This is a genomic window from Pseudokineococcus sp. 1T1Z-3 (assembly GCF_037482365.1).
In the GTDB taxonomy this organism is placed as follows: Bacteria; Actinomycetota; Actinomycetes; order Actinomycetales; family Quadrisphaeraceae; genus Pseudokineococcus.
The window spans coordinates 24,791-45,950 of the sequence record NZ_JBBHZF010000012.1 but is presented as its reverse complement, the minus strand read 5'-3'; the positions used below and the strand labels follow the sequence as shown (position 1 = coordinate 45,950).

The window sequence follows — 21,160 nt, the reverse complement described above, 5'->3', positions numbered from 1 at the left end:
GACGTCGGTACCTACCGCCTGCCGCAGGTTCGCCACGAAGCACTCGGTGACGGCCTCCCACTGCCGGTGCAGGGCCTGCTCGGCCGGGTCCACGAAGAGGGCGCGGAGCTGGTTGCCGCCCGCGACGAGGCGAGGTGAGAGGGCGGTGGCCAGGGGGTTGACCGCGAGGACGTCGAAGTAGCGGTCCTCGATGAAGGCGGGCTGCTGGAGGGAGCCGAGCAGCTTGAGCGCCCCTCCCGGAGGTGCCTGCCGCCGGGCCGGGCGCCTGCGTCGTCGGGGCACCTCCGCGACCAGCGTCAGCAGGTGCTGGAGGTGGTCGTCGTCGAGCTGCAGCACCTGGGCGATGGACTCGAGGACCTGGACGGAGGGATGCCGGTCGCGGCCACGCTCGAGGCGCAGGTAGTAGTCGGCGCTGATGCCGGCGAGCATCGCGACCTCCTCGCGACGCAACCCCGGCGTCCGTCGCACGCCGAGGACGGGAAGGCCCGCCTGCTGCGGCGTCACCAGCTCGCGCCGGGCCCGGAGGAAGGCCCCGAGGGCGTTGGTCACCTCGCTCACCGGATCACCGTAGGTCCGCCTGCCAGACGCAGCGGGGGTCCTGCCGCACCCCCGGCTGCTCCGGGCTCTAGGTGCGGCGCGGAGGGGCTCTTAGCGTCCTCGAGCGGCCAGGTCGGGCCGATCTCATCGAGGGGGAGCACGTGAGCGTCACTCTGATCACCGGCGCCAACAAGGGCATCGGTCTGGAGACCGCGAGACAGCTCGTCGACCTGGGGTACGTCGTCTACCTGGGCGCGCGAGACCTCGGCCGCGGCGAGAAGGCCGCCGCCGAGGTGGGCGCGCGAGCGGTGCAGCTCGACGTCACCGACGAGGCGTCCGTAGCCAGCGCCCTGGCGGCGATCGACTCTGCAGAGCAGCGCCTGGACGTCCTCGTGCACAACGCGGGCGTCCTGGAGACAGGGCTCGACGGCCCTGCTGCGCTGCGCTCCTTCGACACCAACGCCGTGGGCATCGTGCGCGTGACCCAGGCGGCGCTGCCCCTGCTGCGCCGGTCCGACGACGCGAACGTCGTCACCGTCTCCAGCAGCGCCGGGTCCTTCTGGGCGGTGACCAACCCGGAGCGGCCCGAGTTCGGCCTGCCCCTCGCGGTGTACTCGGCGTCCAAGGCGGCGGCGAGCATGCTCACGCTGCAGTACGCCAAGGCCGAGCCCGGCATCCGCTTCAACGCCGTCGAGCCGGGCACCACGGCCACCGACATGACCGCCGCCTTCGGGGTCGGGCGGACGCCGCAGGAGAGCGCACGAGTCGTCGTCCGCCTGGCGACGTCGGGACCCGGCGGTCCCACCGGGGGGCTCTTCGACGAGGCGGGAGCGCTCCCCTGGTGAGCACCACCACCCGCACGTCGTCGGCCCCGCAGGCCTCGTCGCCGTCCCCGGGGACGGCGTCGTGGGCCGCCGTCGTCTCGCGGGGGCTGGGCGTCCTCGCCATCGTGACGTCGGACTTACTGCCCGCGAGCCTGCTGCCGCGCATCGCGGGCGACCTCGAGGTGCCGACCGGCGCAGACGGAGGCGGAGCATGACGGTCTTCGGGATCCTCGGCGCCGGGCAGGTGGGCAGCACGCTCGCCCGGGCGAGCCTCGCCGCCGGGTACGACGTCGTGCTGGCCAACTCGCGAGGTCCGCAGACGCTGCAGGGCCTGGTGTGGCAGCTAGCCGAAGAGGTCGGACCACGTGTGCGGGCGGCCCACGTCGAGGAGGCGGCGGCCATGGCCGACCTCGCGATCCTCGCCTTCCCGTACGCGCCCGGTACCCGGCTGCCGAACGACGAGCTCGCGGGGAAGGTCGTCATCGACAACAACAACTACATGGTCTGGCGTGACGGCACCATCGCCGAGGTGGACTCGGGGCGGAAGACCATTCACGAGCTCCGCCAGGAGCAGCTGCCGGCGTCGAAGATCGTGAAGGCCTTCACGCACGTCCAGTTCCATGGACGCCACCAGCTCCGTGTGCCGGAGGACGGGCTGCCGGCCGTCCAGCGGCTGGCCAGGCCGGCCGGTGCGCCCGACCGCACGGCGATGGTCGTCTCCAGCGACTTCCCGGAGGCCGTGGCGGTCGTGACACGGCTGTACGACGACCTCGGCTTCGACGCCGTCGACAACAGCCCCCTCAGCGAGTCCTGGCGCAGCACCCCCGGGACGCCGATGTGGCGTCACCACGTCGACGGCCAGAGCCGGGCCGAGCTCCTCGAGAACCTGCGGCGAGCGCAGCGCGAGCTCACCTGATGCGGCGGTCGACACACTGCCGCCGTCATGGCCCTCGCGGCCTGGGGCCCGTTCAGGTCAGCGAACCCGAGCTCGGCCGGTCCAGGGCAGGCCGGCAGCTGAGCGTGTCGACGGTGAGCGAGGCGCTCAGTCCCGGACGGCGGCGACCGCCTCGATCTCGACGAGCTGGTCGTCGTAGCCGAGGACCGTGACACCGAGCAGAGTGCTGGGCGGGTCGTGATCGCCGAAGGCGTCCCGGACGACCTCCCAGGCGCGGACGAGGTCGTCCTGCTTGGTCGAGGCCACGAGGACTCGGGTGCTGATGACGTCCGACAAGCCCGCTCCGGCGGCCGCCAGTGCGGCGGTCATCGTGCTGACGCAGGCAGCAGCCTGGGCCGCGTAGTCACCGACGCCGGTAGTGGCGCCGTCCCGAGCCAGCGGGCAGGACCCGGCGAGGAAGATCAGTCGGGCATCTGCCGGCGCCGTCGCCGCGTAGGCGTACTCCGCCACGCTCGACAGCTCCTTCGACCTGATCAGGTGCACGACCCCCACCACAGGCGACCACTCCCCCCTCGACGACCTCTCCCACTCCGGTGGAGCCTGACAACCGGAGCGTGGCGACGCTACCCGCTCGCGCGGAGGCGATGGCCAGCCCTCGGACGAGGCCTCAACCACCTCCCGGGCGCCGCCGGGCACGGCCCACGAGCACCAGGCCGGCGACGCCGAGACCCACCGCCAGACCGACGGAACCGAAAACGACGGCGTCGCCGGGCAGACCGAGCAGCCGGCCGACCGGCCTGCCGAGGAACAGCAGTGCCGTGGCGGCGACGAGGAGCCACTCCCCCGCCGCCGAGGTGGGCCGTGGCGCCGGGACGACGTCGTCACCCTTGAGCAGCTCGTCCAGCGCCGCCTGCCGGGCGCCGTCGTCCGCGGCGTCGACGACGGCCGCCATCTGGGCGACAGCGTCGTCGGGGACACCGAAGAGCTTGCGGGACTTGCCGTCTCTCGTCCGCAGCGTCGCCTCGTCGCGCCAGCGACCGGCCTCCTCCACGGCCTCGACGTCGTCCCACCGGAGGTGCCGGCGACCACGCCAGTCGGGGAGGGTGTGGACGCCTTCGGCGGAGACGTCGGTCGCGAGGGCACTCCTTCCCCTGGCCGTCGCGGTCCCTCCGGCCAGCAAGACGAGGACGGCCAGCCCCAGCAGCGCGGCCACGACGCCGCGGCCGTCGAGAGCGGCGAGGACCGCGCCCACGCCCAGGCCGGCGGCCATGACGAGCGTGGAGACGAGGGCGGCAGCGGGCGACAGCGGCAGCGGCGTCGCGGACAGCCGGAAGCGGCGCACGTCGCGCGCAGGGGCCTGCTCACCAGCGGTCACGGGCTCATGGTGGCGCGACGTCGGCAGCGGCCGCCGGAGTTGCGCCCGGCCTCACTCACACGGGGCCAGCGGTGGCAGGGTTCGCGCCGTGAGCGGTACGGGGGTGGACGCGCTGCGCGAGGAGCTCCTCGCCGCGTGCGCCGTGCCGTCGTGGGCCGACCGGGTCCTGGCCCGCGGGCCCTTCGGCAGCCGCGAGGAGCTGCGCGACGTCGCCGACGCCGAGCTCGCCGTCGCGAGCGAGGCCGAGGTCGACGAGGCCCTGGCCGGCCACCCCCGGATCGGCGAGCGCCACGAGGGCGCGGGCGGGGCGACGTCGCGGCGCGAGCAGTCCGCGGCGCTCGACGCCCGCGACGACGTCCGCGCCGCCATCGCCGAGGGCAACGTCGCCTACGAGGAGCGCTTCGGGCACGTCTACCTCGTCCGCGCCGCCGGCCGGTCGGCGCAGGAGATGCTCGACCTGCTCCTCGAGCGGCTCCGCCATGAGCCCGCCGACGAGCGTCGCGTCGTCCGCGAGCAGCTGCGCGAGATCACCGCCCTGCGCCTCGGCGCCCCCGCCCCTGATGCCAAGGAGGCCTCGTGACGACCGTCAGCACCCACGTCCTCGACACCTCGACGGGGCTGCCGGCGGCCGGGATGCACGTCACCGCCTCGGGCCCGGGCGGCCAGCTCGGCGAGGGCGTCACCGACGACGACGGCCGCCTGCGCCCGCTCGTCGACGACGCCGCCGCCGCGGCCCTCGGCGACGGACCGCTCACGGTGCGCTTCGCCACCGGCCCCTGGGCCGCCGAGCGCGGGCGCGAGTCCTTCTTCCCCGAGGTCGTCCTCGTCCTGGACCCCGCCGGCGCCGAGCATCTGCACGTGCCGCTGCTGCTCTCCCCCTTCGCCTACTCCACCTACCGCGGGAGCTGACATGAGCGCACCCTCGACCGGCTCCTCCGGCGCCGTGCTCGCCGGCCACCAGTACGGCAAGGCCGAGAACCGGGTCGTCCGGGTCGTCCGGGACACCTCGCGCCACGAGATCCGCGACCTCACCGTCTCGACGACGCTCCGCGGGGACTTCGAGGCCGCCTACCTCGACGGCGACCAGACCAAGGTCCTCCCGACGGACACGCAGAAGAACACCGTCTACGCGCAGGCGCTGCAGCTGGCCCGGGGGCCCGTCGAGGAGTACGCGCTCGGGCTCGCCCGCCACTTCGTCGACGACGTCGCGCCCGTCTCCGGCGCCCGCGTCGAGGTCGAGGAGCACACCTGGGTGCGCGCCGCGACGACGGCCGGCGAGCACGACCACACCTTCGAGCGTGGGCCGGCCACCTCGCGGGTCTCCGTGGCGACGGTCGAGACCGGCGAGGACGGCTCTGCCGCAGCCGTCGTCGTCGGCGGCCTGAAGGACATGGTGCTGCTGAAGACCACCGGCTCGGCCTTTAAGGACTTCCTCGTCGACGAGCTGACGACGCTCACCCCCACCGAGGACCGCATCATGGCGACGAAGCTCCAGGCGCGCTGGCGGTTCGACCCGGCCTGCGCCGCAGTTGGTCTCGACGGCCAGCCCTACGACTGGGACGGCGCGCACACCGCCGCGCGGTCGGCGATGGTCGAGCAGTTCGCGACCCTGGAGAGCCTGGCGCTGCAGCAGACCCTGTGGCACATGGCGACCGCCGTCCTCGACGCCGTCCCGGGGATCGTCGAGGTGCGGCTGTCGGCGCCCAACCTCCACCACTTCGCCTACGACCTGGCTCGCTTCGGCCTGGAGACGACGAACGAGGTCTTCCACGCCGACGACCGGCCCTACGGCCACATCCACGCGACCGTCGAGCGCTCCGGCGCGCCCTCGGCGGGCGCGGCGTGGGACGCCGGGACGGGGCTGGTGTGAGCGACGGGCTGCCCGGCAGGGCCGTCGACGGGTCGACGGACGGCGAGGCCGTCGACCGCGCGCACCTCGCGGAGGCCGTCCGCCTGGCCGAGGAGAACGTCGGGGCTGGCGGCGGGCCCTTCGGGGCGGTGGTCGTGCTCGACGGCGACGTCGTCGCCACGGGGCAGAACCGGGTGACGCGCGACAACGACCCGACGGCGCACGCCGAGGTCGTCGCCATCCGGGCGGCGTGCGCCGACCTCGCGACCTTCTCCCTGGCCGGCGCCACGCTCTACTCCTCCTGCGAGCCGTGCCCGCTGTGCCTCGCGGCGTCCTTGTGGGCGCGCCTGGACCGCGTCGTCTTCGCCGCCGACCGCCACGACGCCGCCCGCGGCGGCTTCGACGACCGCGCCTTCTACGACCTCTTCGCCGCCGACCGCGCCACCTGGGACGTGCCGGTGCAGCACCTGCCGACGCCCGACGGCTCCCGCCCCTTCGACGCCTGGCTCGACGCGGCCGGCCGCACGCACTACTGAGCCGATGCGACGTCAGGACTGCTGAGTGGACCTGCCCACCATCACCTCCGTCGTCGCCGCGCGCTCGCGCGCCGACCTGGCGACGGTCGGGCCCGGCACGGCCGTGCTCGCCGGCGGGACGTGGCTGTACTCGGTGCCGCAGCCGGACCTCACCGGCCTCGTCGACCTCATGACGCTGGGATGGCCTGCGCTGGAGGTGTCCTCCGACGGACTCGTCGTCGCGGCGATCTGCACGGTGGGCGAGCTGGGCGCCCTGCCCGCGGCCGACGTCCCCGCGGACTGGCGCGCGCACCCGCTGCTGCGCCGGTGCGCCCGCTCCCTGCTCGCCTCGCCGAAGGTGCAGCGGGTGGCCACCGTCGGCGGCAACATCTGCTGCGCCCTGCCGGCGGGGGCGATGACGTCGCTCGCGGTCGCCCTGGAGGGGACTGCGCTGGTCTGGACCCCCGACGGCGGCGAGCGGCGCGTGCGGGTGGCCGACCTCGTCGTCGGGGACGCCGTCACGACGCTCGCGCCGGGCGAGGTGCTGCGCGCCGTCGAGCTGCCCGCCAGCGCGTTGCGGTCGCGGACGGCGTCACGACGGGTCTCGTTGTCGCGCACCGGGCGGACGGCCGCGATGGTCGTCGGCCGGGTGCCCGCCGAGGAGTCCGAGGGGGCGCTCGTCGTCAGCCTCACGGCGTCGGTGCCGCGCCCGGTGGTGCTGCGCTTCGACGTCGCGCCGTCCGCCGGGGAGCTCGCGGCCGCCGTCGAGGGCGTCGCCGAGGGTCGGGCCGACGGCGGCGCGCGCGTCGAGCCGGCCGAGCCCGTGCCCTGGTTCGACGACGTCCACGGCTTCCCCGACTGGCGCCGCGCCATGACCCTGCGCCTGGCCGAGCAGGTCCGTGCCGAGCTCGCGGCGCCCGCCCCGCCCTGACCACGGCGTCCCCGGCGACCACCCTCGTCGGACTTCGTAGCCTTTCTCCCTCTCCACGGCCTCCTACGGCGGAGAAAGGCTACGAAGTACGAGGAAGAGGGGCCGGGGCGCGGAGAAGGGCTACGAAGTACGGACGACGAGGGGTGGGGGCGTGGAGCTGAGGGTCGACGGGGCGGACTACGAGCTGGACGCCGCGCCCGGGCAGTGCCTGCGGACGGCGCTGCGGGACGTCGGGCGGACGGGCGTGAAGAAGGGGTGCGACTCCGGGGACTGCGGCGCGTGCACCGTGCTCGTCGACGGGCGCTCGGTGCACTCCTGCCTCTACCCCGTGCACCGCGCCGCCGGCCGCGAGGTGACGACGGCCAGCGGCCTCGGCACGCCCGAGGACCCCCACCCCGCGCAGCGGGCCGTCGCCGAGCGCGCCGCCTTCCAGTGCGGCTTCTGCACCGCCGGCATGGTCGTCACCGCCTCCGCCGTCGCCGACGACGTCGCCACCGAGACCGAGACCGACGGCACCCGCGACGCCTCGTCCCGCGACGACGACGACCCCGCGCCCGACCCGGTCGGCGCGGCCCTGCGGGGGAACCTGTGCCGCTGCAGCGGGTACCGCCGGCTGCGCGAGGCGATGGGCGCGATGGTCGAGCACGCCGCCACGAGCGCCCCGGCCCCACCCGCTCCCGTCCCGGCGACAGCGCCCGGCGCCTCGACCCGCGCCCCCGCCACCTGGCGCGTCGTCACCGGCACCGAGCCCTACACCCTCGACGTCGGCTCGCCCGACCCCGCCGACGGCGGCGTCGCCCTGCCGGTGCTGCACCTCGCCGTCCTGCGCAGCCCGCACGCCTCCGCGCGCATCACGGGGGTCGACACGGCCGACGCCCTCGCCGTGCCCGGCGTCCACGCCGTCCTCACCTCCGCCGACGCCCCGGCGACGCTCTACTCGACGGCGCGGCACGAGAACCGCACCGACGACCCCGACGACACCCGGATGCTCGACGACGTCGTCCGGCATGTCGGCCAGCGCGTCGCCGTCGCCGTCGCCGAGACCCGCGCCGCCGCGGAGGAGGCCTGCCGCCGGACCCACGTCACCTACGAGGTGCTCCCCGCCGTCCTCGACCCCGAGGAGGCGCTGCGCCCCGGCGCCCCACTCGTCCACGGCGACAAGGACGCCGCGACCTCCCGCATCGCCGACCCGCAGGGCAACGTCGTGGCGCAGATGCACGGCGGCGTCGGTGACACCGCCGCGGCGCTCGCCGCGGCGGACGTCGTCGTCACGGGCACGTGGCGCTCGCCCCGCGTCTCGCACGTGGCGCTCGAGACCCACGCCGCGACCGGCTGGCTCGACGACGACGGCCGCCTCGTCGTCCGCAGCTCCACCCAGGTGCCCTTCCTCGTGCGCCGCGAGCTCGCCCACGTGCTCGGCCTGGAGCCCGAGCGGGTCCGCGTCCTCGCCGCCCGCGTCGGCGGTGGCTTCGGCGGCAAGCAGGAGATGCTCGTCGAGGACGTCGTCGCCCTCGCGACGCTGCGCACGGGCCGCCCCTGCACCTACGAGATGACCCGCACCGAGGAGCTCACGACCGCTCCCAGCCGGCACCCGGCGCAGGTCGCCGTGACGCTCGGCGCCACCGCCGACGGGGTGCTCACGGCGATGGAGGTCGACGTCCTCATGGACGCCGGCGCGTACGGCAACCACTCCCCCGGCGTCATGTTCCACGGCTGCCACGAGTCGGTGGCGCTCTACCGCTGCCCCGCCAAGCGGGTCGACGCCCGCAGCGTCTACACGCACACGCTGCCCTCGGGGGCCTTCCGCGGGTACGGCCTCGGCCAGGTGATCTTCGGCATCGAGTGCGCGCTGGACGAGCTGGCGCGGCGCACCGGCCTCGACCCCTTCGAGGTGCGACGGCGCAACGTCGTCGTGCCCGGTGACCCCTTCGTCGTCACGGCGCTGCCCACCGCCGGCGAGAGCTCCGACGACGGGTTGCGGTACGGCAGCTACGGGCTCGACCAGTGCCTCGACCTGGCCCAGGTCGCCGTGGCCGAGGGGGGCGAGCCGGCACCGACCGGCCCGACGTGGCGCACCGGCACGGGCATGGCGGCGTCCATGATCGCGACGACGCCGCCGCGCGGGCACTTCGCCCAGGCCACCGCCCGGCTGGCCGAGGACGGCACGTGGGTCCTCGGCGTCGGCACCGCCGAGTTCGGCAACGGCACGACGACGGTGCACACCCAGATCGCCGTCGACGCGCTCTCGAGCACCCCGGACGGCGTCGACCTGCGGCACGCCGACACCGACCTCGTCGACCACGACAGCGGCGCCTTCGGCTCGGCCGGCGTCGTCGTCGCGGGCAAGGCGCTGTTGTCGGCGTGCACCCGCCTGCGTACCGACGTCCTCACCCTCGCGGCGGCCCTGCTCGCGAGCACGCCGGGCGCGTGCACCCTGGGGCCGGCGGGTGTGACCGGCCCCGACGGCCGGCTGCTCTCCCTGCGGGAGCTCGCCGCTGCGGCCGCGGCCCGCGGCGTCGCCCTCGCCGCCGAAGGCTCCGACGACGCGGCGCTGCGCTCGGTGGCCTTCAACGTCCACGCCGTCCGGGTGGCCGTCGACGTCGCGACGGGCGAGCTGCGGGTGCTGCGCTCGGTGCAGGCCGCCGACGCCGGCGTCGTCCTGAACCCCGAGCAGTGCCGCGGGCAGGTCGAGGGTGGCGCCGCGATGGCCTACGGGTCGGCGCTGTGGGAGGAGCTGCGCCTGGACGACGAGGGCCGCGTCACGACCGCGGCGCTGCGGGAGTACCGCGTGCCGCAGATGGGCGACGTGCCCCGCACCGACGTCTTCTTCGCCCAGACGAGCGACGACCTCGGGCCGCTCGGCGCCAAGTCGATGAGCGAGTCGCCCTACAACCCCGTGGCGCCGGCGGTCGCCAACGCCGTCGCCGACGCCACCGGCGTCCGCCCCTACGAGCTGCCGCTCTCCCGCGACCGGCTGTGGCGGCTGCTGGCGCCGCTGCGGGAGGGGTCCAGCTAGAGCCGCGACGCCGTCCCGCCGCGCCGGCGGACGCCACGACCTCGACGACGCGCGCCCCGGCGCCACCGGCCCTACCGTCGACGCATGGTCCTGTGGCTCACGGGCGCACCAGGGCTCGCCGAGGACGTGGCCGACGAGCTCTGGACTCTCCTGCCCGGCGCCCGGGTCGTCGACCCGGGGCCGCTGGAGCCGGTGGTCGGCGGACAGCGGGGCGCCCGCGGCCTCGCCGCGCTGGAGGCCGGCGCCGGCTGGGGCGTGCTGCGCGCCACGGCCGCCGCCGAGCTCGCGGCCTGGCGCAGCGAGCGGCTCCTCGTGCCCCGACCCGTGCTCGACCAGGACCTCTGGGAGCTCGTGGAGGCGGCCCTGCTGCGCTCCTTCCTCGACGTCGACCTCGTCGCCCTGGACGCGGACGACGAGGCCCAGCGGCGGCGGGTCCGCGACGGACGGGTCGCCGTCGACCGCCGGCTGCGCGAGGTCGACCGGCACGCCGCCGCCCGCCCGTGGCTGCACGTGCGCGCCGACGTCGTGGTCGACGCCGGCGGGCGCCCCGCGTCCGCGGTGGCCCAGGACGTCAGCGCTGCCCTCGGCCGCCACGGCGCCCTCCGGCGCTGAGGCCGACCCCGACGGGGCGTCAGACCTGCTGCCTCACAGGGCGTTGGCGCGGTCGAGGTCGTCGGCGAAGTCCACCTCGACGACCCCGAAGGCCGAGATGTCGACGGCGCGCACCCGCAACCCCTCGTGCGTGATGGCGTCCTCGAGGCCCTTCTCGAAGTAGTCCTGCTCGCCGGCCGCGGCGAGGTGCCGCACCAGGACCTCACGGTCGTCCGCGCTCACGTAGTTGATGCCGACCGCCTCACCGAGGCCACCGACGACCTGCTTGGACAGCGCCGAGACGTGCCCCGTGCTGTCCAGCAGGTACTTGACCTCCTCCTCGGCCACGCGCTCGGTGTTGACCGCGACGAAGGACCCCTCCGCCATGTGCGGGACGAGCTCGTCGAGGAGGCCGGGCTGGAAGACGACGTCGCCGTTCATCCACAGGACACCGCCGGGCGAGGCCATCCGCAGCGCCCGCAGCAGGCTCTTGGAGGTGTTGGTGCGGGAGAACTCCTCGTTGTAGACGAAGCTCGCCTCGGAGGCGGCGGCGTCCAGGAGCCGCCGCTTCTTGAAGCCCACGACGATGGAGACGCGCGCCTCGTCGGCGAAGGTCGCGCTGATGTGGTCCAGCTGCTGCCGGAGGATGGTGCGCCCGTCGCGCAGCACCGTCAGGGGCTTGGGATGGGGCCGGCCCAGCCGGGTCCCCATGCCCGCCGCCAGGATCACCACGTTCACACTCACGTCCACCTCCAGGGCTCTCATCACTCTGCGCGCCGGCACGGCTGCCGCGTGCAGTGTGCATCCCCGCGGCGTCGGGCAGCCGACGCGCCGGCGGCCGGCAGGCGACCGCCGGGCGTCACGGCGCCCGGCTCAGCCCTCCAGCGTGCCGCGCGCGAGGCTGTCGCCGGAGTGCTCCGGGCGCCCGTCCCACGGCTCGCGGGAGACGTCGACCGTCAGGGCCCCGCCCGACATCGCCGCGGCCGGCACCGTGAAGGTACCGCGCCCGCCGCCGAGGACGCCGAGGGAGACCAGCGGCTCGTCGTCGGGCCCGAGCAGCCAGACCTCCTCGTAGGTGCTCCCCGCGCCGTCGACCTGGGCGGCAGCCAGGTCGACCTCCAGCACGGCCCGCCCGTCCTCGTCGCGCAGCACGGCGACGCCACCGCCGCCCGACCCGCCGACGGGGGCCAGGTCGACCCTCGCCACCACCGGCTCGCCCTCGGCGCGGTCGAGCACCGACGCCAGCCCCAGCCCGAGCGCCGCCCCGCCGAGGACGAGACCGAGGGCGCCCGCGGCGACGACGAGGCCCCGCCCCCGGCGCGACCCGCCCCGCTGCGAGGGGACCCCGCCCCGGCGCAGGTCAGGGGCGCCGGACGAGGGGGCGCCCGCGACAGCCGGCCGGACGACGCCGACGAGGCCGAGCTCGGTGCGGATGCCCGACAGGACCCGGTCGGGCGGGCGCAGGAGGAGGTCGGCCGGCGGCGGGTCGGCGACGACCCCCACCACGTCACGACGCCCGTCCACCTCCCGGGCGCACGAGCCGCAGCGCTCGAGGTGCTCGCGCGCGCCGGGCGTCGCCGGCTCGCCCAGCGCGAGGTCCCACAGCGCGTGGTCGTCGAGGTGGGCGCCGGCCGGCTCGGCCGGCTCGTCACCGGCACCAGAGGTGGACGCCGGCGCCCCGACGTCGTCGGGCTCACCCACTACGGCCACCTCCCATCTCCTGACGCATCCGGCGCAGGGCGCGCCGGATGTGGCTCTTCACGGTGCCCAGCGGCATTCGGAGCCGCTCGGCGACCTGGACGTGCGTCAGGTCCTCGAAGAAGGCCAGGCGCACGATCTCCCGGGCCGGCTCGCCGAGGGAGTGCACGTGCTCGGCGATCACGACGCGGTCCACCAGGTCGTCCATCGTGGCGTCCCCCGCGTCGGGCTCCGCGCGCGGGGCCACCTCGGCCGAGCGCTCCAGGACCCGGCGCCGGCGGGCCCCCGCGGCCTGGGCGTCCGCCAGCTTGTGACGGGCGATGCCGACGAGCCAGGCCCCCAGCGGCCCGTCCTGGGGCCGGTACCGCTCACGGCCGCGCCAGGCCGCGACGAAGACCTGCTGCGTGACGTCCTCGGCCTCGCCGGCGTCGCGCAACGACCGGGCCGCGAGACCGTGCACGAGCGGCGCCCACCGCTCGTAGGCACCGCGCAAGCCCTCGTCGGTCCCCGCCACGAAGGCCTCCGCGAGGAGCCGGTCCGACACCGGCCCGCCGGGCGCGTCCTCGGCCAGCTCGTCCTCGGCCAGCTCGTCCTCGGCCGGCTCGTCAGCAGCGACAGGCTGGGAGGTGGTGGGCTCGCCCGCAGGAGCGGGCCCGTCCGCGGCGGACCGGCCGGCGGGCGTCGCGGGCCCCGTCCGGCCCCTGGCCGGCCCCGAGGCCTCGCGGACGGACGCAGCCCCGAAGGTCTGGTCGTCCCCGTCAGCGGCCACGGGAGGGACGGTAACGAGGACGCTGCTCGGTCGGCACCTCATGGCGTCCCCCGGCCCGGCCCCTCACGCCGGCTCGGCGACGACGACCACGTTGTCGCGGTGCGCGCCGAGCTCGCGCAGGTAGGGGCCTCCGCAGGTGACGAGGACGAGACGCTCGGGGCCCTCGCGGGCGAAGAGGTCGGCGACGGGCAGGGCCTCCTTGACGACCGCCTCGCGCGTCGTGACGCGGTAGCGCAGCAGCTCCCCGGCCGCCGTGCGGACCACGACCTCGTCGCCGCGGTCGAGGTCCGGGAGGTCGCCGAGCACGCCGCGCCCCGCGGCGGAGGCGACGTGCCCGGCGATGACGGACGTCCCCCCGCCCGTGCCCGGGACGGCGCCGTGGCGGTACCACGACGTCCGGCGGACGTCGTCGGGCAGCCCCATGGCGCCGTCGGCGTCGACGCCCATCGCGTCGACGGGGGCGCTGACGCCGAGGGCGGGCACGCTGACCTCGACCGGCGGGTCGACCGCTGGCACCCGCGCCGCGACCGAGGCCGGGTCGGCCGGTCGGGCGGACAGCCGGGGCAGCGTCCGGGCCGGCTCCTGACCCTCGGCCTGCGGCCCGGACGTCCCCAGGGGCGTCGCGGGGGGTGCGGCCGCCGGGGCGGCCAGCCCGGCGGCCAGGCCGGCGGCCAGGCCCTCGCCGACGGCGGCGGGCGGCCGGGTGGCCGACCACGCCAGCGGCGTGCCGACCGCGACCGCGAGGCAGGCGCCGAGCGCGACGAGCCGACGCCGCTGCGCCGCAGCAGCTCTCGTCATCTCGCTCCTCACCCGTGCGCCGTGGTCGAGCGCAGGCGCCGGGAGGACCCGGCGCCTGCGCCGACCGGTGCGGCGGCCGCGCGACGCGGCCGCGCGTCGATCAGCTCTCGCGCCGCCGCACCATGGTGACCGCGACGGCCACGGCGCCGCCGGCGGCCAGCACGCTGAGCACGCCGAGGGAGACCGGGAGGCCGGTGGAGCCGTCCGCCAGGCCGCTCGGCACGCCCGCGGGGTCGCTGCCGAGGCCGCTGATGGTCTGGACCGCCAGGTCGAGGTCATCGGCCTCCGCCGAGCCCCAGGCGTAGACGATGGTGCTCGCGCCCTCGGCGACCGTGAGGTCGGTGGGGCCGATGACCGTCGTGCCCGTGCCCGCGAGGTTCACCGCCGCGCTCACCGTGCCCGCCGCCGTCTCCAGCGACGCCCCGTCCGGGTTGCTGAGGTCGGAGACGACGACGGCGCCGTCGGCGAGGACGTCGACCGCCGGGGCGGCGGCGGTGTGCCGCACGGTCAGGCGGCCCTCGCCGGCGGGGACGGCGGAGACGTCGTTGACGTACGGCGTCAGCGTCGGGTCGCCGGACTCGGTGAGGTGCGCGGCGACCGTGATGTTGGCGCCCGCCGGCACCGAGACGCCGTCGGCGCTGACGACGGGGTCGACGCCCTCGATGCTCTCGGTGTCCGCCGGGTAGACGGCGAGGTCGTAGTCGCCGGCGGGCAGCTGCTGCGGGTCGGTGAGGGTCCCCGGCTCGAAGTCGTCGAGCAGGATCTCGCCGTTGGCGTAGACGTCGACGGGCGTGCCGGGGACGGCATGCAGGACCGAGACGGTGGCGGTGCCGGAGCCCGCCGCCGTGGCGGGCGCCGCCGAGAGCGCGACGAGCGCTCCTGCGGCGACGAGCCCGAGGGCCGTGGTGGTCGTGGTCGTCGTCATGGTGCGTCTCCTCCGGGCGGCCGGCCTGGACCGGCGGGTCGGTGTGCTGACGACTGCCCTTCCCCACGACGGCCGCGCACGGATGCACAAGACATGCACAACCTGTGGATCGCTTCGCCGCACCGGCGGCGCGCGCTGGGCCCGCCCCCTGCCCGGCAGACGGCCGGCCACGGTCGGAACACCGGGCCCGACCGTGCCGTTGGGGCACTTGAACGTTTGAGCATCTACGCGAGCAGCGGAGGCGGGCATGCACTTCGGGGTCTTCTCGGTCGGTGACGTCACCCCCGACCCGACGACGGGGCGCACGCCCACCGAGGGCGAGCGCATCACGGCGATGGTCGCGATCGCCCGCAAGGCCGAAGAGGTGGGCCTCGACGTCTTCGCCACGGGCGAGCACCACAACCCGCCCTTCGTGACGAGCTCGCCGACGACGATGCTCGGCTTCGTCGCGGCGCAGACCCAGCGGCTGCTGCTGTCGACGTCGACGACGTTGATCACGACCAACGACCCGGTGAAGGTCGCCGAGGACTACGCGATGCTGCAGCACCTCTCGGGCGGCCGCGTCGACCTCATGATGGGCCGGGGCAACACCGGCCCGGTCTACCCGTGGTTCGGCCAGGACATCCGTGACGGCATCCCGCTCGCCATCGAGAACTACGCGCTGCTGCGCCGGCTGTGGACCGAGGACGTCGTCGACTGGGAGGGCCGCTTCCGCACGCCGCTGCAGTCCTTCACCTCGACGCCGCGCCCGCTGGACGGCGTCCCGCCGTTCGTCTGGCACGGCTCGATCCGCAGCCCCGAGATCGCCGAGCAGGCCGCGTACTACGGCGACGGCTTCTTCGCGAACCACATCTTCTGGCCGACCGAGCACTTCGTCCGGCTCGTCGACTTCTACCGCCGCCGGTACGAGCACTACGGGCACGGCCGCGCCGACCAGGCGGTCGTCGGGCTGGGCGGGCAGGTGTTCCTGCACAGGAGCAGCCAGGAGGCCCGGCGTCGCTTCCGGCCGTACTTCGACGAGGCCCCGGTGTACGGCCACGGCCCGTCGCTGGAGGACTTCACCGACCAGACGCCGCTCACGGTCGGCAGCCCGCAGGAGGTCATCGACAAGACGCTGACCTTCCGCGAGAGCTTCGGGGACTACCAGCGCCAGCTCTTCCTCGTCGACCACGCCGGGCTGCCGCTCGAGGTGGTGCTGGAGCAGATGGAGATCCTCGGCGGCGAGGTCGTGCCGGTGCTGCGCCGCGAGCTCGACGCGATGCGGCCCGCGCACGTGCCGGACGCGCCGACCCACGCCGCGCGGGTCGCCGCCCGGGACGCCCGCTCGGGCGCCGCAGAGGTGGGCCACGAGCGCGCCTCCGAGATGACGGGGCAGCCGGCGGCTGCGAGCGTGGGCTGATGGAGAGCCGCTCGCTCGTCGTCCTCTCGGCCGGGCTGGGGCAGCCGTCCTCGACGCGGCTGCTCGCCGACCGGCTGGCGGGCGCGGCCGCAGCGGCCCTGGCTGAGCGAGGGGTGACGGCGCAGGCCCGCACCCTGGAGCTGCGGGAGACGGCGCGCGACGTCGTCGACCACCTGGTCACCGGGCTGACGAGCCCGGGGCTGCGCTCGGCCCTGGACGTCGTCGCGGACGCCGACGGCGTCGTCGCCGTGTCCCCGGTGTTCGCGGCCTCCTACAGCGGCCTGTTCAAGTCCTTCGTCGACGTCCTGGACCGTGACGTGCTGACCGGCGTGCCGGTGCTCGTCGGCGCGACGGCCGGGACCCAGCGGCACTCGCTCGTCCTGGAGCACGCCCTGCGCCCGCTCTTCGCGCACCTGCGGGCCCCCGTCGTGCCGACGGCCGTGTTCGCCGCGCCCGAGGACTGGGGCGGGCAGGGCGGCTCCTCGCTGGCGCTGTCCGCCCGGGTGCTGCGCGCCGGCGGTGAGCTGGCCGACGCCGTCGCCGCGCGGCCGGCCCGCCGCCCCCGCGACCCCTTCGAGGACGCCCCCTCCTTCGCCGACCTGCTGCCCGGCCGCTGACGCGGCCCCGCGGGCGACGACGCCACCCGCCGGTGTCCGCGGACGACGCAGCCGCAGCAGGTCTCGGCCGGGCACTCTTGCCGCCGTGGAGCTCACCATCACCCTGCTCACCGGGGCGCTGCTGGCGGTCGCGGCCGCCGCGGCGGTCGGCCCTCGCCTCGGGGTGCCGGCTCCGCTGATCCTCGTGCTGCTCGGCGTCGGCGTCAGCGTCCTGCCCGGCGTGCCCGCGGTGACGCTGTCCCCGGAGATCGTGCTCGTCGGGGTCCTCCCGCCGCTGCTCTACTCCGCGTCCGCGTCGATGCCGGCCATGCACCTGCGGCGAGAGGTCGGCGCCGTGAGCGCCCTGTCCGTCGTCCTCGTCGTCGTCTCCGCCCTGGCGCTCGGGGGGCTCCTCACGCTGCTCGTGCCCGGGCTGGAGTACGGCTGGGCCGTGGCGCTCGGCGCCGTCGTCAGCCCGACCGACGCGGTGGCGACCGCCGTCGTCAAGCGCGCACCGGTCTCCCAGCGGGTGAGCGCGCTGCTGGAGGGCGAGGGCCTGCTCAACGACGCCTCGGCCCTCGTGCTGCTGCGGGCCGCCATCGCCTCGGCCGCGGCGACCGTCTCCCTGTGGGACGTCCTCGGCCAGTTCGCCTGGGCGGTGCTCGTCGCCGTGGTCGTGGGCATCGCGGTCGGCCACCTCTCGCTGAGCCTGCGCCGACGCGTCGGCGACCCGACGGTCACGACGCTCCTGTCCTTCGTGGTGCCCTTCGCGGCCGCCCTGCCAACCGAGGCCCTCGGCGGGTCGGGGCTCGTGGCGGCCGTCGCGGCCGGGCTCGTCGTCGGCCGGCGCGGCCCGCGGCTGCTCTCGCCGCAGCAGCGTCGCAGCGACGAGGAGAGCTGGGCGACACTCTCCCTCGTGCTCGAGGGCGGCATCTTCCTGCTCATGGGCCTGGAGATCGCCGGCATCGTCGCCGACGCGGGCGGCACGGGGGTGGCGGTGCGCGCCCTCGGCACCGCCGCGGTGACGCTGGTCGCCGCGCTGCTGGTGCGGGCCGCCGTCGTGGCCCCGCTGCTCGGGCTGCTGCACCTGCGCGGGCACCGCGGGCAGCTGGTGCGGGGGCGCGTGGAGGAGATGCGCCGGCAGCTGGAGGAGGGCCTCCCGCTGACCCCGCCGGGGCGGCACCGGCGCCGGTGGCGGGACGCACCGGACGTGCGGGAGCGCCTGAGCCGCCGCATCCAGGTCCTGCTCGCCGACATCGACTACCTCACGGCGTCGCCGCTCGGTCCGCGCGAGGGCGCGGTCGTGGTGTGGGCCGGGATGCGGGGGGCGGTGACGGTCGCGGCCGCCCAGACCCTGCCGACGGGCAGCGACGGCCCGCAGGAGCGGTCCCTGCTCGTGCTGGTGGCCTTCGCCGTGGCCGCCCTGTCCCTGCTGGTGCAGGGCGGGAGCCTCGGCCTGCTCGTCCGGTGGTTGCGGCCGGGGACCGACGACCCGGCCGCCGTCGCCGCCGAGCGACGGGAGGTGGTGCAGCTGGCCCGCGACAGCGCCGACGCCGTCGCCGCGACCGAGGGGCAGACTCCCCGGGAGCACCGCGTCGCCCAGCTCCGCGCGGCCCGTGAGGCCCTGCTGGACGCCCGGGACCTCGGCGTCTACGACGCGGACGTGCTCACCGCCGTGCTCGCCGTCGTCGACGCCGAGCAGATCTCGCTCGACCTGCGCGGGTAGGCCCCTGCGGACCTCAGCCGGTCCGGGCGAGCTGCCCTGGACCAGCTGCGCCGGGTGTCAGCCGACCTGGGAGACGACGGCGAGGACGGCGGCCTCGAAGGCGTCGAGGGCCAGGGCGACGTCGTCGCCGCGCACCGACTCCCCCGGCGCGTGGCTGATGCCGCCCGCGCAGCGGACGAAGAGCATGCCGACGTCGGTGAGCCCGGCGACGGCCATGGCGTCGTGCCCGGCCCAGCTGGGCAGGCGTCGGGGGGCGGGCTCCCCGGTGACGGCGGTGATGCCGGCGGCGACGGCGTCGGCCAGGCGCGGCGCGCACGCGACGGCCGGGGCGCAGTGCACCTCCTCCACCTCCAAGGTCAGGGCCCGTGCCGCGCAGGTCGCCTGGGCTGCGAGGAGGACGGCGTCCCACGTCGCGTCGCGCAGCGCGTCGGTCTCCGCGCGCAGGTCCACGCCGAGCTCGACCCGGCCGGGGATGACGTTGAGCGCCCCGGGCTCCACGCGGGCCCAGCCCGTCGTCGCGACGGCGCCGGCGGCCCTCGCCTCCCGCTCGACCGCGAGCACGACCTCCGCGGCACCGGTGAGGGCGTCGCGGCGCCGGTCCCACGGCGTGCCGCCGGCGTGGCGGGCCTCGCCGACGACGGTGACGCGGAAGCGCCGGGCCCCGGCGATGCCGGTGACGACGCCGAGCGGCAGGTCGGCCTCCTCCAGCAGCGGGCCCTGCTCGATGTGCGTCTCGAGGTAGCCGACGACCTGCTCGGGGCGCAGCGCCGCCTCGCCGACCCGCGCCGGGTCGAGCCCGAAGGCCTCGGCGGCCGCCCGCAGGCTCGTCCCGCCCGCGTCGACGAGGCCGTCCCACCAGGTCTCGTCCCAGCTGCCGGCGAGCGCGCGGCTGCCCAGCAGCGCCGTCGCGAAGCGCACGCCCTCCTCGTCGCCGAAGCCCACGACCTCGAGCGCGCAGGGCATCTCGAGCCCGTCCTCGGTCTGCGCGCGGGCCAGCCGGGCCAGCACCTCGACGGCGAGGACGACTCCCAGCGGCCCGTCGTAGCGACCGGCGTCGGGCACGGTGTCCAGGTGCGAGCCGAGGACGAGCGCCGGCAGACCCGGCTCGCGGCCCTCCAGCCGGCCGCGGACGTTGCCGGCCTGGTCCACGTGGGTGGACGTCGCGCCCGCCGCGCGCAGCCACCCGGCGACGAGCGCGTTCGCGGCGGCGTGCTCGCCAGACAGGTGCACCCGCTCGAGGGCGTCGGGGCGCGAGGACAGCGCGCCCAGCTCGTCGCAGCGGGCGAGCACCCGGGCGGCGTCCTCGCGGTCGGTCGCCCCGAGCACCGAGGACGTCGCCGTCACGGGGCGTCCACGGGCGGGGCACCCGCGGCGTCGTAGACCTCGCGCGCCGCGGCGACGCCACCCCCGCCGACCACGGGCGCGCCCTCGGCGCGCAGCACCTGCTCCAGCGCCGCGAGGGTGATCATCACGGCGTCCCGGCGGGCGTTCCAGCCCATCGTCCCGATCCGCCACACCCGCCCGGCGAGCGGGCCGAAGGACGTGCCGATCTCGATGCCGAAGTCGGCCAGCAGCGCCGAGCGGACCTTCTCCCCGTCCACGCCGTCCGGGATCTCGACGGCGACGACGTTGTGCATCTTGTGCGCGACGTCGCCGAAGACGACCAGCCCGAGGCCCTGGACGCCGGCGAGCATCGCCTCGCCGTGCAGGCGGTGTCGCTCGACGGCGGCGTCGAGGCCCTCCTCCAGCAGCAGCCGGGCGCACTCGCGCGCCCCGTACAGCATGGAGGTGGCCTCGGTGTGGTGGTTGAGCCGGCGCGGGCCCCAGTAGTCGAGGATCATCCCCAGGTCGAAGTAGTTGGACCGGATGCGGTTGGCGCGCACCGGGTCCCCTTCGACACGGATGCCCTCCTCGATGCTCCGGCGCTTCTCGACCACCTCGACGGCGCGGGGGGACAGGCTCGTCGGCGCGCTGCCCGAGGGCCCGCCCAGGCACTTCTGCAGCCCGGCCGTGACGGCGTCGACGCCCCAGACGTCGGTGCGCAGCTCGTTGCCGCCGAGGGAGGCCGTGACGTCGGTGTAGAGCAGCGCGTCGTGGCGGCGGGCCACCTCGCCCAGGTCGGCCAGCGGCTGGTTCATCGTCGTCGAGGTGTCGCCCTGGACGACGGCGAGGACCTTCGGGCGGACCCGCGCCACGGCCTCCTCGACCTGCTCGGGGGTGAAGACGGTGCCCCACTCGGCCTCGACCGTGTGCACCTGCGCGCCCGCCCGCTCGCCGATCTCCCGCAGCAGGTGCCCGAAGCGGCCGAACACGGGGACGAGCACCCGGTCACCGGGCTCCAGCAGCGAGACGAGCACCGCCTCGATGCCGGCGCGGGAGGTGCCGTCGACGAGCAGCGTGGCGTCGTTGTCCGTGCGCAGCACCCGCCGGTAGAGGCCCTGGACCTCGTCCATCGTCGCCGTCATCCACGGGTCGTACTGACCCACGAGCGCGGCCGACATCGCCCGCAGCACGCGGGGGTCCGCGTCGACCGGGCCGGGGCCCATGAGCAGACGGGGCGGCGGGCTCACCGGGCCGGGGACGGGCGCCGGCGAGGGCTGGGGCTGCTCCACCCGGCCAGACTAGGGACAGGTCGTCGGGGCGACGGGGTGACGACCAAGGTCCGCGCCGACTGCCCTCGACCGAGGCCGTGGACGAGGACCTCGTCGCCGACCCC

The 21,160-nt window shown here is 76.0% G+C and carries 23 protein-coding genes; 13 read left to right on the top strand and 10 right to left on the bottom strand.

Annotation, left to right across the window (positions count from 1 at the left end):
- Positions 1-558 (bottom strand): helix-turn-helix domain-containing protein (locus WDV86_RS03600; protein WP_339566227.1); only part of this gene is annotated, 558 nt, incomplete at its 3' end.
- A gap of 140 nt (positions 559-698) precedes the next feature.
- Between WDV86_RS03600 and WDV86_RS03595 the strand changes: the two genes are divergently transcribed.
- The 3 genes from WDV86_RS03595 to WDV86_RS03585 are packed head-to-tail and all read left to right on the top strand — an operon-like array spanning position 699 to position 2,277.
- Positions 699-1,382, top strand: a complete 684-nt coding sequence (locus tag WDV86_RS03595) for an SDR family NAD(P)-dependent oxidoreductase (protein ID WP_339566226.1) — start codon at positions 699-701, stop codon at positions 1,380-1,382.
- The gene (locus WDV86_RS03590; RefSeq protein WP_339566225.1) at positions 1,379-1,576 is read left to right on the top strand and encodes a hypothetical protein; all 198 of its coding nucleotides are present in this window, start codon (positions 1,379-1,381) and stop codon (positions 1,574-1,576) included. The genes WDV86_RS03595 and WDV86_RS03590 overlap by 4 nt, the downstream gene beginning before the upstream one ends.
- Positions 1,573-2,277, top strand: a complete 705-nt coding sequence (locus tag WDV86_RS03585) for an NADPH-dependent F420 reductase (RefSeq protein ID WP_339566224.1) — start codon at positions 1,573-1,575, stop codon at positions 2,275-2,277. The genes WDV86_RS03590 and WDV86_RS03585 overlap by 4 nt, the downstream gene beginning before the upstream one ends.
- Before the next feature lie 126 nt (positions 2,278-2,403).
- Here WDV86_RS03585 and WDV86_RS03580 read toward each other — a convergent pair whose 3' ends face one another.
- Complete coding sequence (locus WDV86_RS03580) at positions 2,404-2,799, bottom strand: RidA family protein (protein ID WP_339566223.1); 396 nt, start codon at positions 2,797-2,799, stop codon at positions 2,404-2,406.
- Positions 2,800-2,923: 124 nt separating this feature from the next.
- Positions 2,924-3,631 (bottom strand): hypothetical protein, encoded by a 708-nt coding sequence (locus tag WDV86_RS03575; protein ID WP_339566222.1) that lies wholly within the window; start codon positions 3,629-3,631, stop codon positions 2,924-2,926.
- 88 nt (positions 3,632-3,719) lie between these two features.
- Between WDV86_RS03575 and uraD the strand changes: the two genes are divergently transcribed.
- The 7 genes from uraD (at position 3,720) to WDV86_RS03540 (ending at position 10,554) form a co-directional block, all read left to right on the top strand.
- Positions 3,720-4,211 (top strand): 2-oxo-4-hydroxy-4-carboxy-5-ureidoimidazoline decarboxylase, encoded by a 492-nt coding sequence (gene uraD / locus WDV86_RS03570; protein ID WP_339566221.1) that lies wholly within the window; start codon positions 3,720-3,722, stop codon positions 4,209-4,211.
- Positions 4,208-4,540, top strand: a complete 333-nt coding sequence (gene uraH, locus WDV86_RS03565; protein WP_339566220.1) for a hydroxyisourate hydrolase — start codon at positions 4,208-4,210, stop codon at positions 4,538-4,540. The genes uraD and uraH overlap by 4 nt, the downstream gene beginning before the upstream one ends.
- Position 4,541: 1 nt before the next feature.
- Positions 4,542-5,501, top strand: coding sequence for a factor-independent urate hydroxylase (pucL, locus tag WDV86_RS03560; protein ID WP_339566219.1), 960 nt, complete (start codon positions 4,542-4,544; stop codon positions 5,499-5,501).
- A complete protein-coding gene (locus WDV86_RS03555) occupies positions 5,498-6,016 on the top strand; it encodes a nucleoside deaminase (protein ID WP_339566218.1) in 519 nt (172 codons plus the stop codon). Before pucL ends, WDV86_RS03555 begins: the two co-directional genes overlap by 4 nt.
- Positions 6,017-6,041: 25 nt before the next feature.
- Complete coding sequence (locus WDV86_RS03550; protein WP_339566217.1) at positions 6,042-6,926, top strand: FAD binding domain-containing protein; 885 nt, start codon at positions 6,042-6,044, stop codon at positions 6,924-6,926.
- A gap of 151 nt (positions 6,927-7,077) precedes the next feature.
- Positions 7,078-9,942 carry a molybdopterin-dependent oxidoreductase gene (locus WDV86_RS03545; protein ID WP_339566216.1) on the top strand — a complete coding sequence of 955 codons (2,865 nt, stop codon included), beginning with the start codon at positions 7,078-7,080 and terminating at the stop codon, positions 9,940-9,942.
- An 84-nt stretch (positions 9,943-10,026) separates the two neighbouring features.
- Positions 10,027-10,554, top strand: coding sequence for a hypothetical protein (locus WDV86_RS03540; RefSeq protein ID WP_339566215.1), 528 nt, complete (start codon positions 10,027-10,029; stop codon positions 10,552-10,554).
- 33 nt (positions 10,555-10,587) lie between these two features.
- Here WDV86_RS03540 and WDV86_RS03535 read toward each other — a convergent pair whose 3' ends face one another.
- The 5 genes from WDV86_RS03535 to WDV86_RS03515 all read right to left on the bottom strand — a co-directional run bounded on the left by WDV86_RS03535 (position 10,588) and on the right by WDV86_RS03515 (position 14,723).
- Complete coding sequence (locus tag WDV86_RS03535; protein WP_339566214.1) at positions 10,588-11,277, bottom strand: phosphocholine cytidylyltransferase family protein; 690 nt, start codon at positions 11,275-11,277, stop codon at positions 10,588-10,590.
- Positions 11,278-11,406: 129 nt separating this feature from the next.
- Entirely contained in the window at positions 11,407-12,234 is an 828-nt protein-coding gene (locus WDV86_RS03530; protein ID WP_339566213.1) for an anti-sigma factor, read from the bottom strand.
- Positions 12,227-13,000, bottom strand: coding sequence for an RNA polymerase sigma factor (locus WDV86_RS03525; protein WP_339566212.1), 774 nt, complete (start codon positions 12,998-13,000; stop codon positions 12,227-12,229). Before WDV86_RS03525 ends, WDV86_RS03530 begins: the two co-directional genes overlap by 8 nt.
- A 63-nt stretch (positions 13,001-13,063) precedes the next feature.
- The gene (locus WDV86_RS03520) at positions 13,064-13,798 is read right to left on the bottom strand and encodes a class F sortase (RefSeq protein ID WP_339566211.1); all 735 of its coding nucleotides are present in this window, start codon (positions 13,796-13,798) and stop codon (positions 13,064-13,066) included.
- A 100-nt stretch (positions 13,799-13,898) separates the two neighbouring features.
- A complete protein-coding gene (locus WDV86_RS03515; RefSeq protein ID WP_339566210.1) occupies positions 13,899-14,723 on the bottom strand; it encodes a DUF4397 domain-containing protein in 825 nt (274 codons plus the stop codon).
- A gap of 247 nt (positions 14,724-14,970) precedes the next feature.
- On the opposite strand from WDV86_RS03515, the gene WDV86_RS03510 reads away from it, so the two are divergent.
- The 3 genes from WDV86_RS03510 to WDV86_RS03500 all read left to right on the top strand — a co-directional run bounded on the left by WDV86_RS03510 (position 14,971) and on the right by WDV86_RS03500 (position 18,444).
- Entirely contained in the window at positions 14,971-16,122 is a 1,152-nt protein-coding gene (locus tag WDV86_RS03510) for an LLM class flavin-dependent oxidoreductase (RefSeq protein ID WP_339566209.1), read from the top strand.
- Positions 16,122-16,739, top strand: a complete 618-nt coding sequence (locus WDV86_RS03505) for a CE1759 family FMN reductase (protein ID WP_339566208.1) — start codon at positions 16,122-16,124, stop codon at positions 16,737-16,739. Before WDV86_RS03510 ends, WDV86_RS03505 begins: the two co-directional genes overlap by 1 nt.
- An 85-nt stretch (positions 16,740-16,824) precedes the next feature.
- The gene (locus tag WDV86_RS03500) at positions 16,825-18,444 is read left to right on the top strand and encodes a cation:proton antiporter (RefSeq protein WP_339566207.1); all 1,620 of its coding nucleotides are present in this window, start codon (positions 16,825-16,827) and stop codon (positions 18,442-18,444) included.
- A gap of 57 nt (positions 18,445-18,501) precedes the next feature.
- On the opposite strand, the gene WDV86_RS03495 is transcribed toward WDV86_RS03500, so the two are convergent.
- Together WDV86_RS03495 and WDV86_RS03490 are read right to left on the bottom strand one after the other, a co-directional pair.
- Positions 18,502-19,788: an allantoate amidohydrolase gene (locus tag WDV86_RS03495; RefSeq protein WP_339566206.1), complete on the bottom strand. Its 1,287-nt coding sequence runs from the start codon at positions 19,786-19,788 to the stop codon at positions 18,502-18,504.
- Entirely contained in the window at positions 19,785-20,990 is a 1,206-nt protein-coding gene (locus WDV86_RS03490) for a pyridoxal-phosphate-dependent aminotransferase family protein (protein WP_445262929.1), read from the bottom strand. Before WDV86_RS03490 ends, WDV86_RS03495 begins: the two co-directional genes overlap by 4 nt.
- Positions 20,991-21,160: the final 170 nt, after the last annotated feature.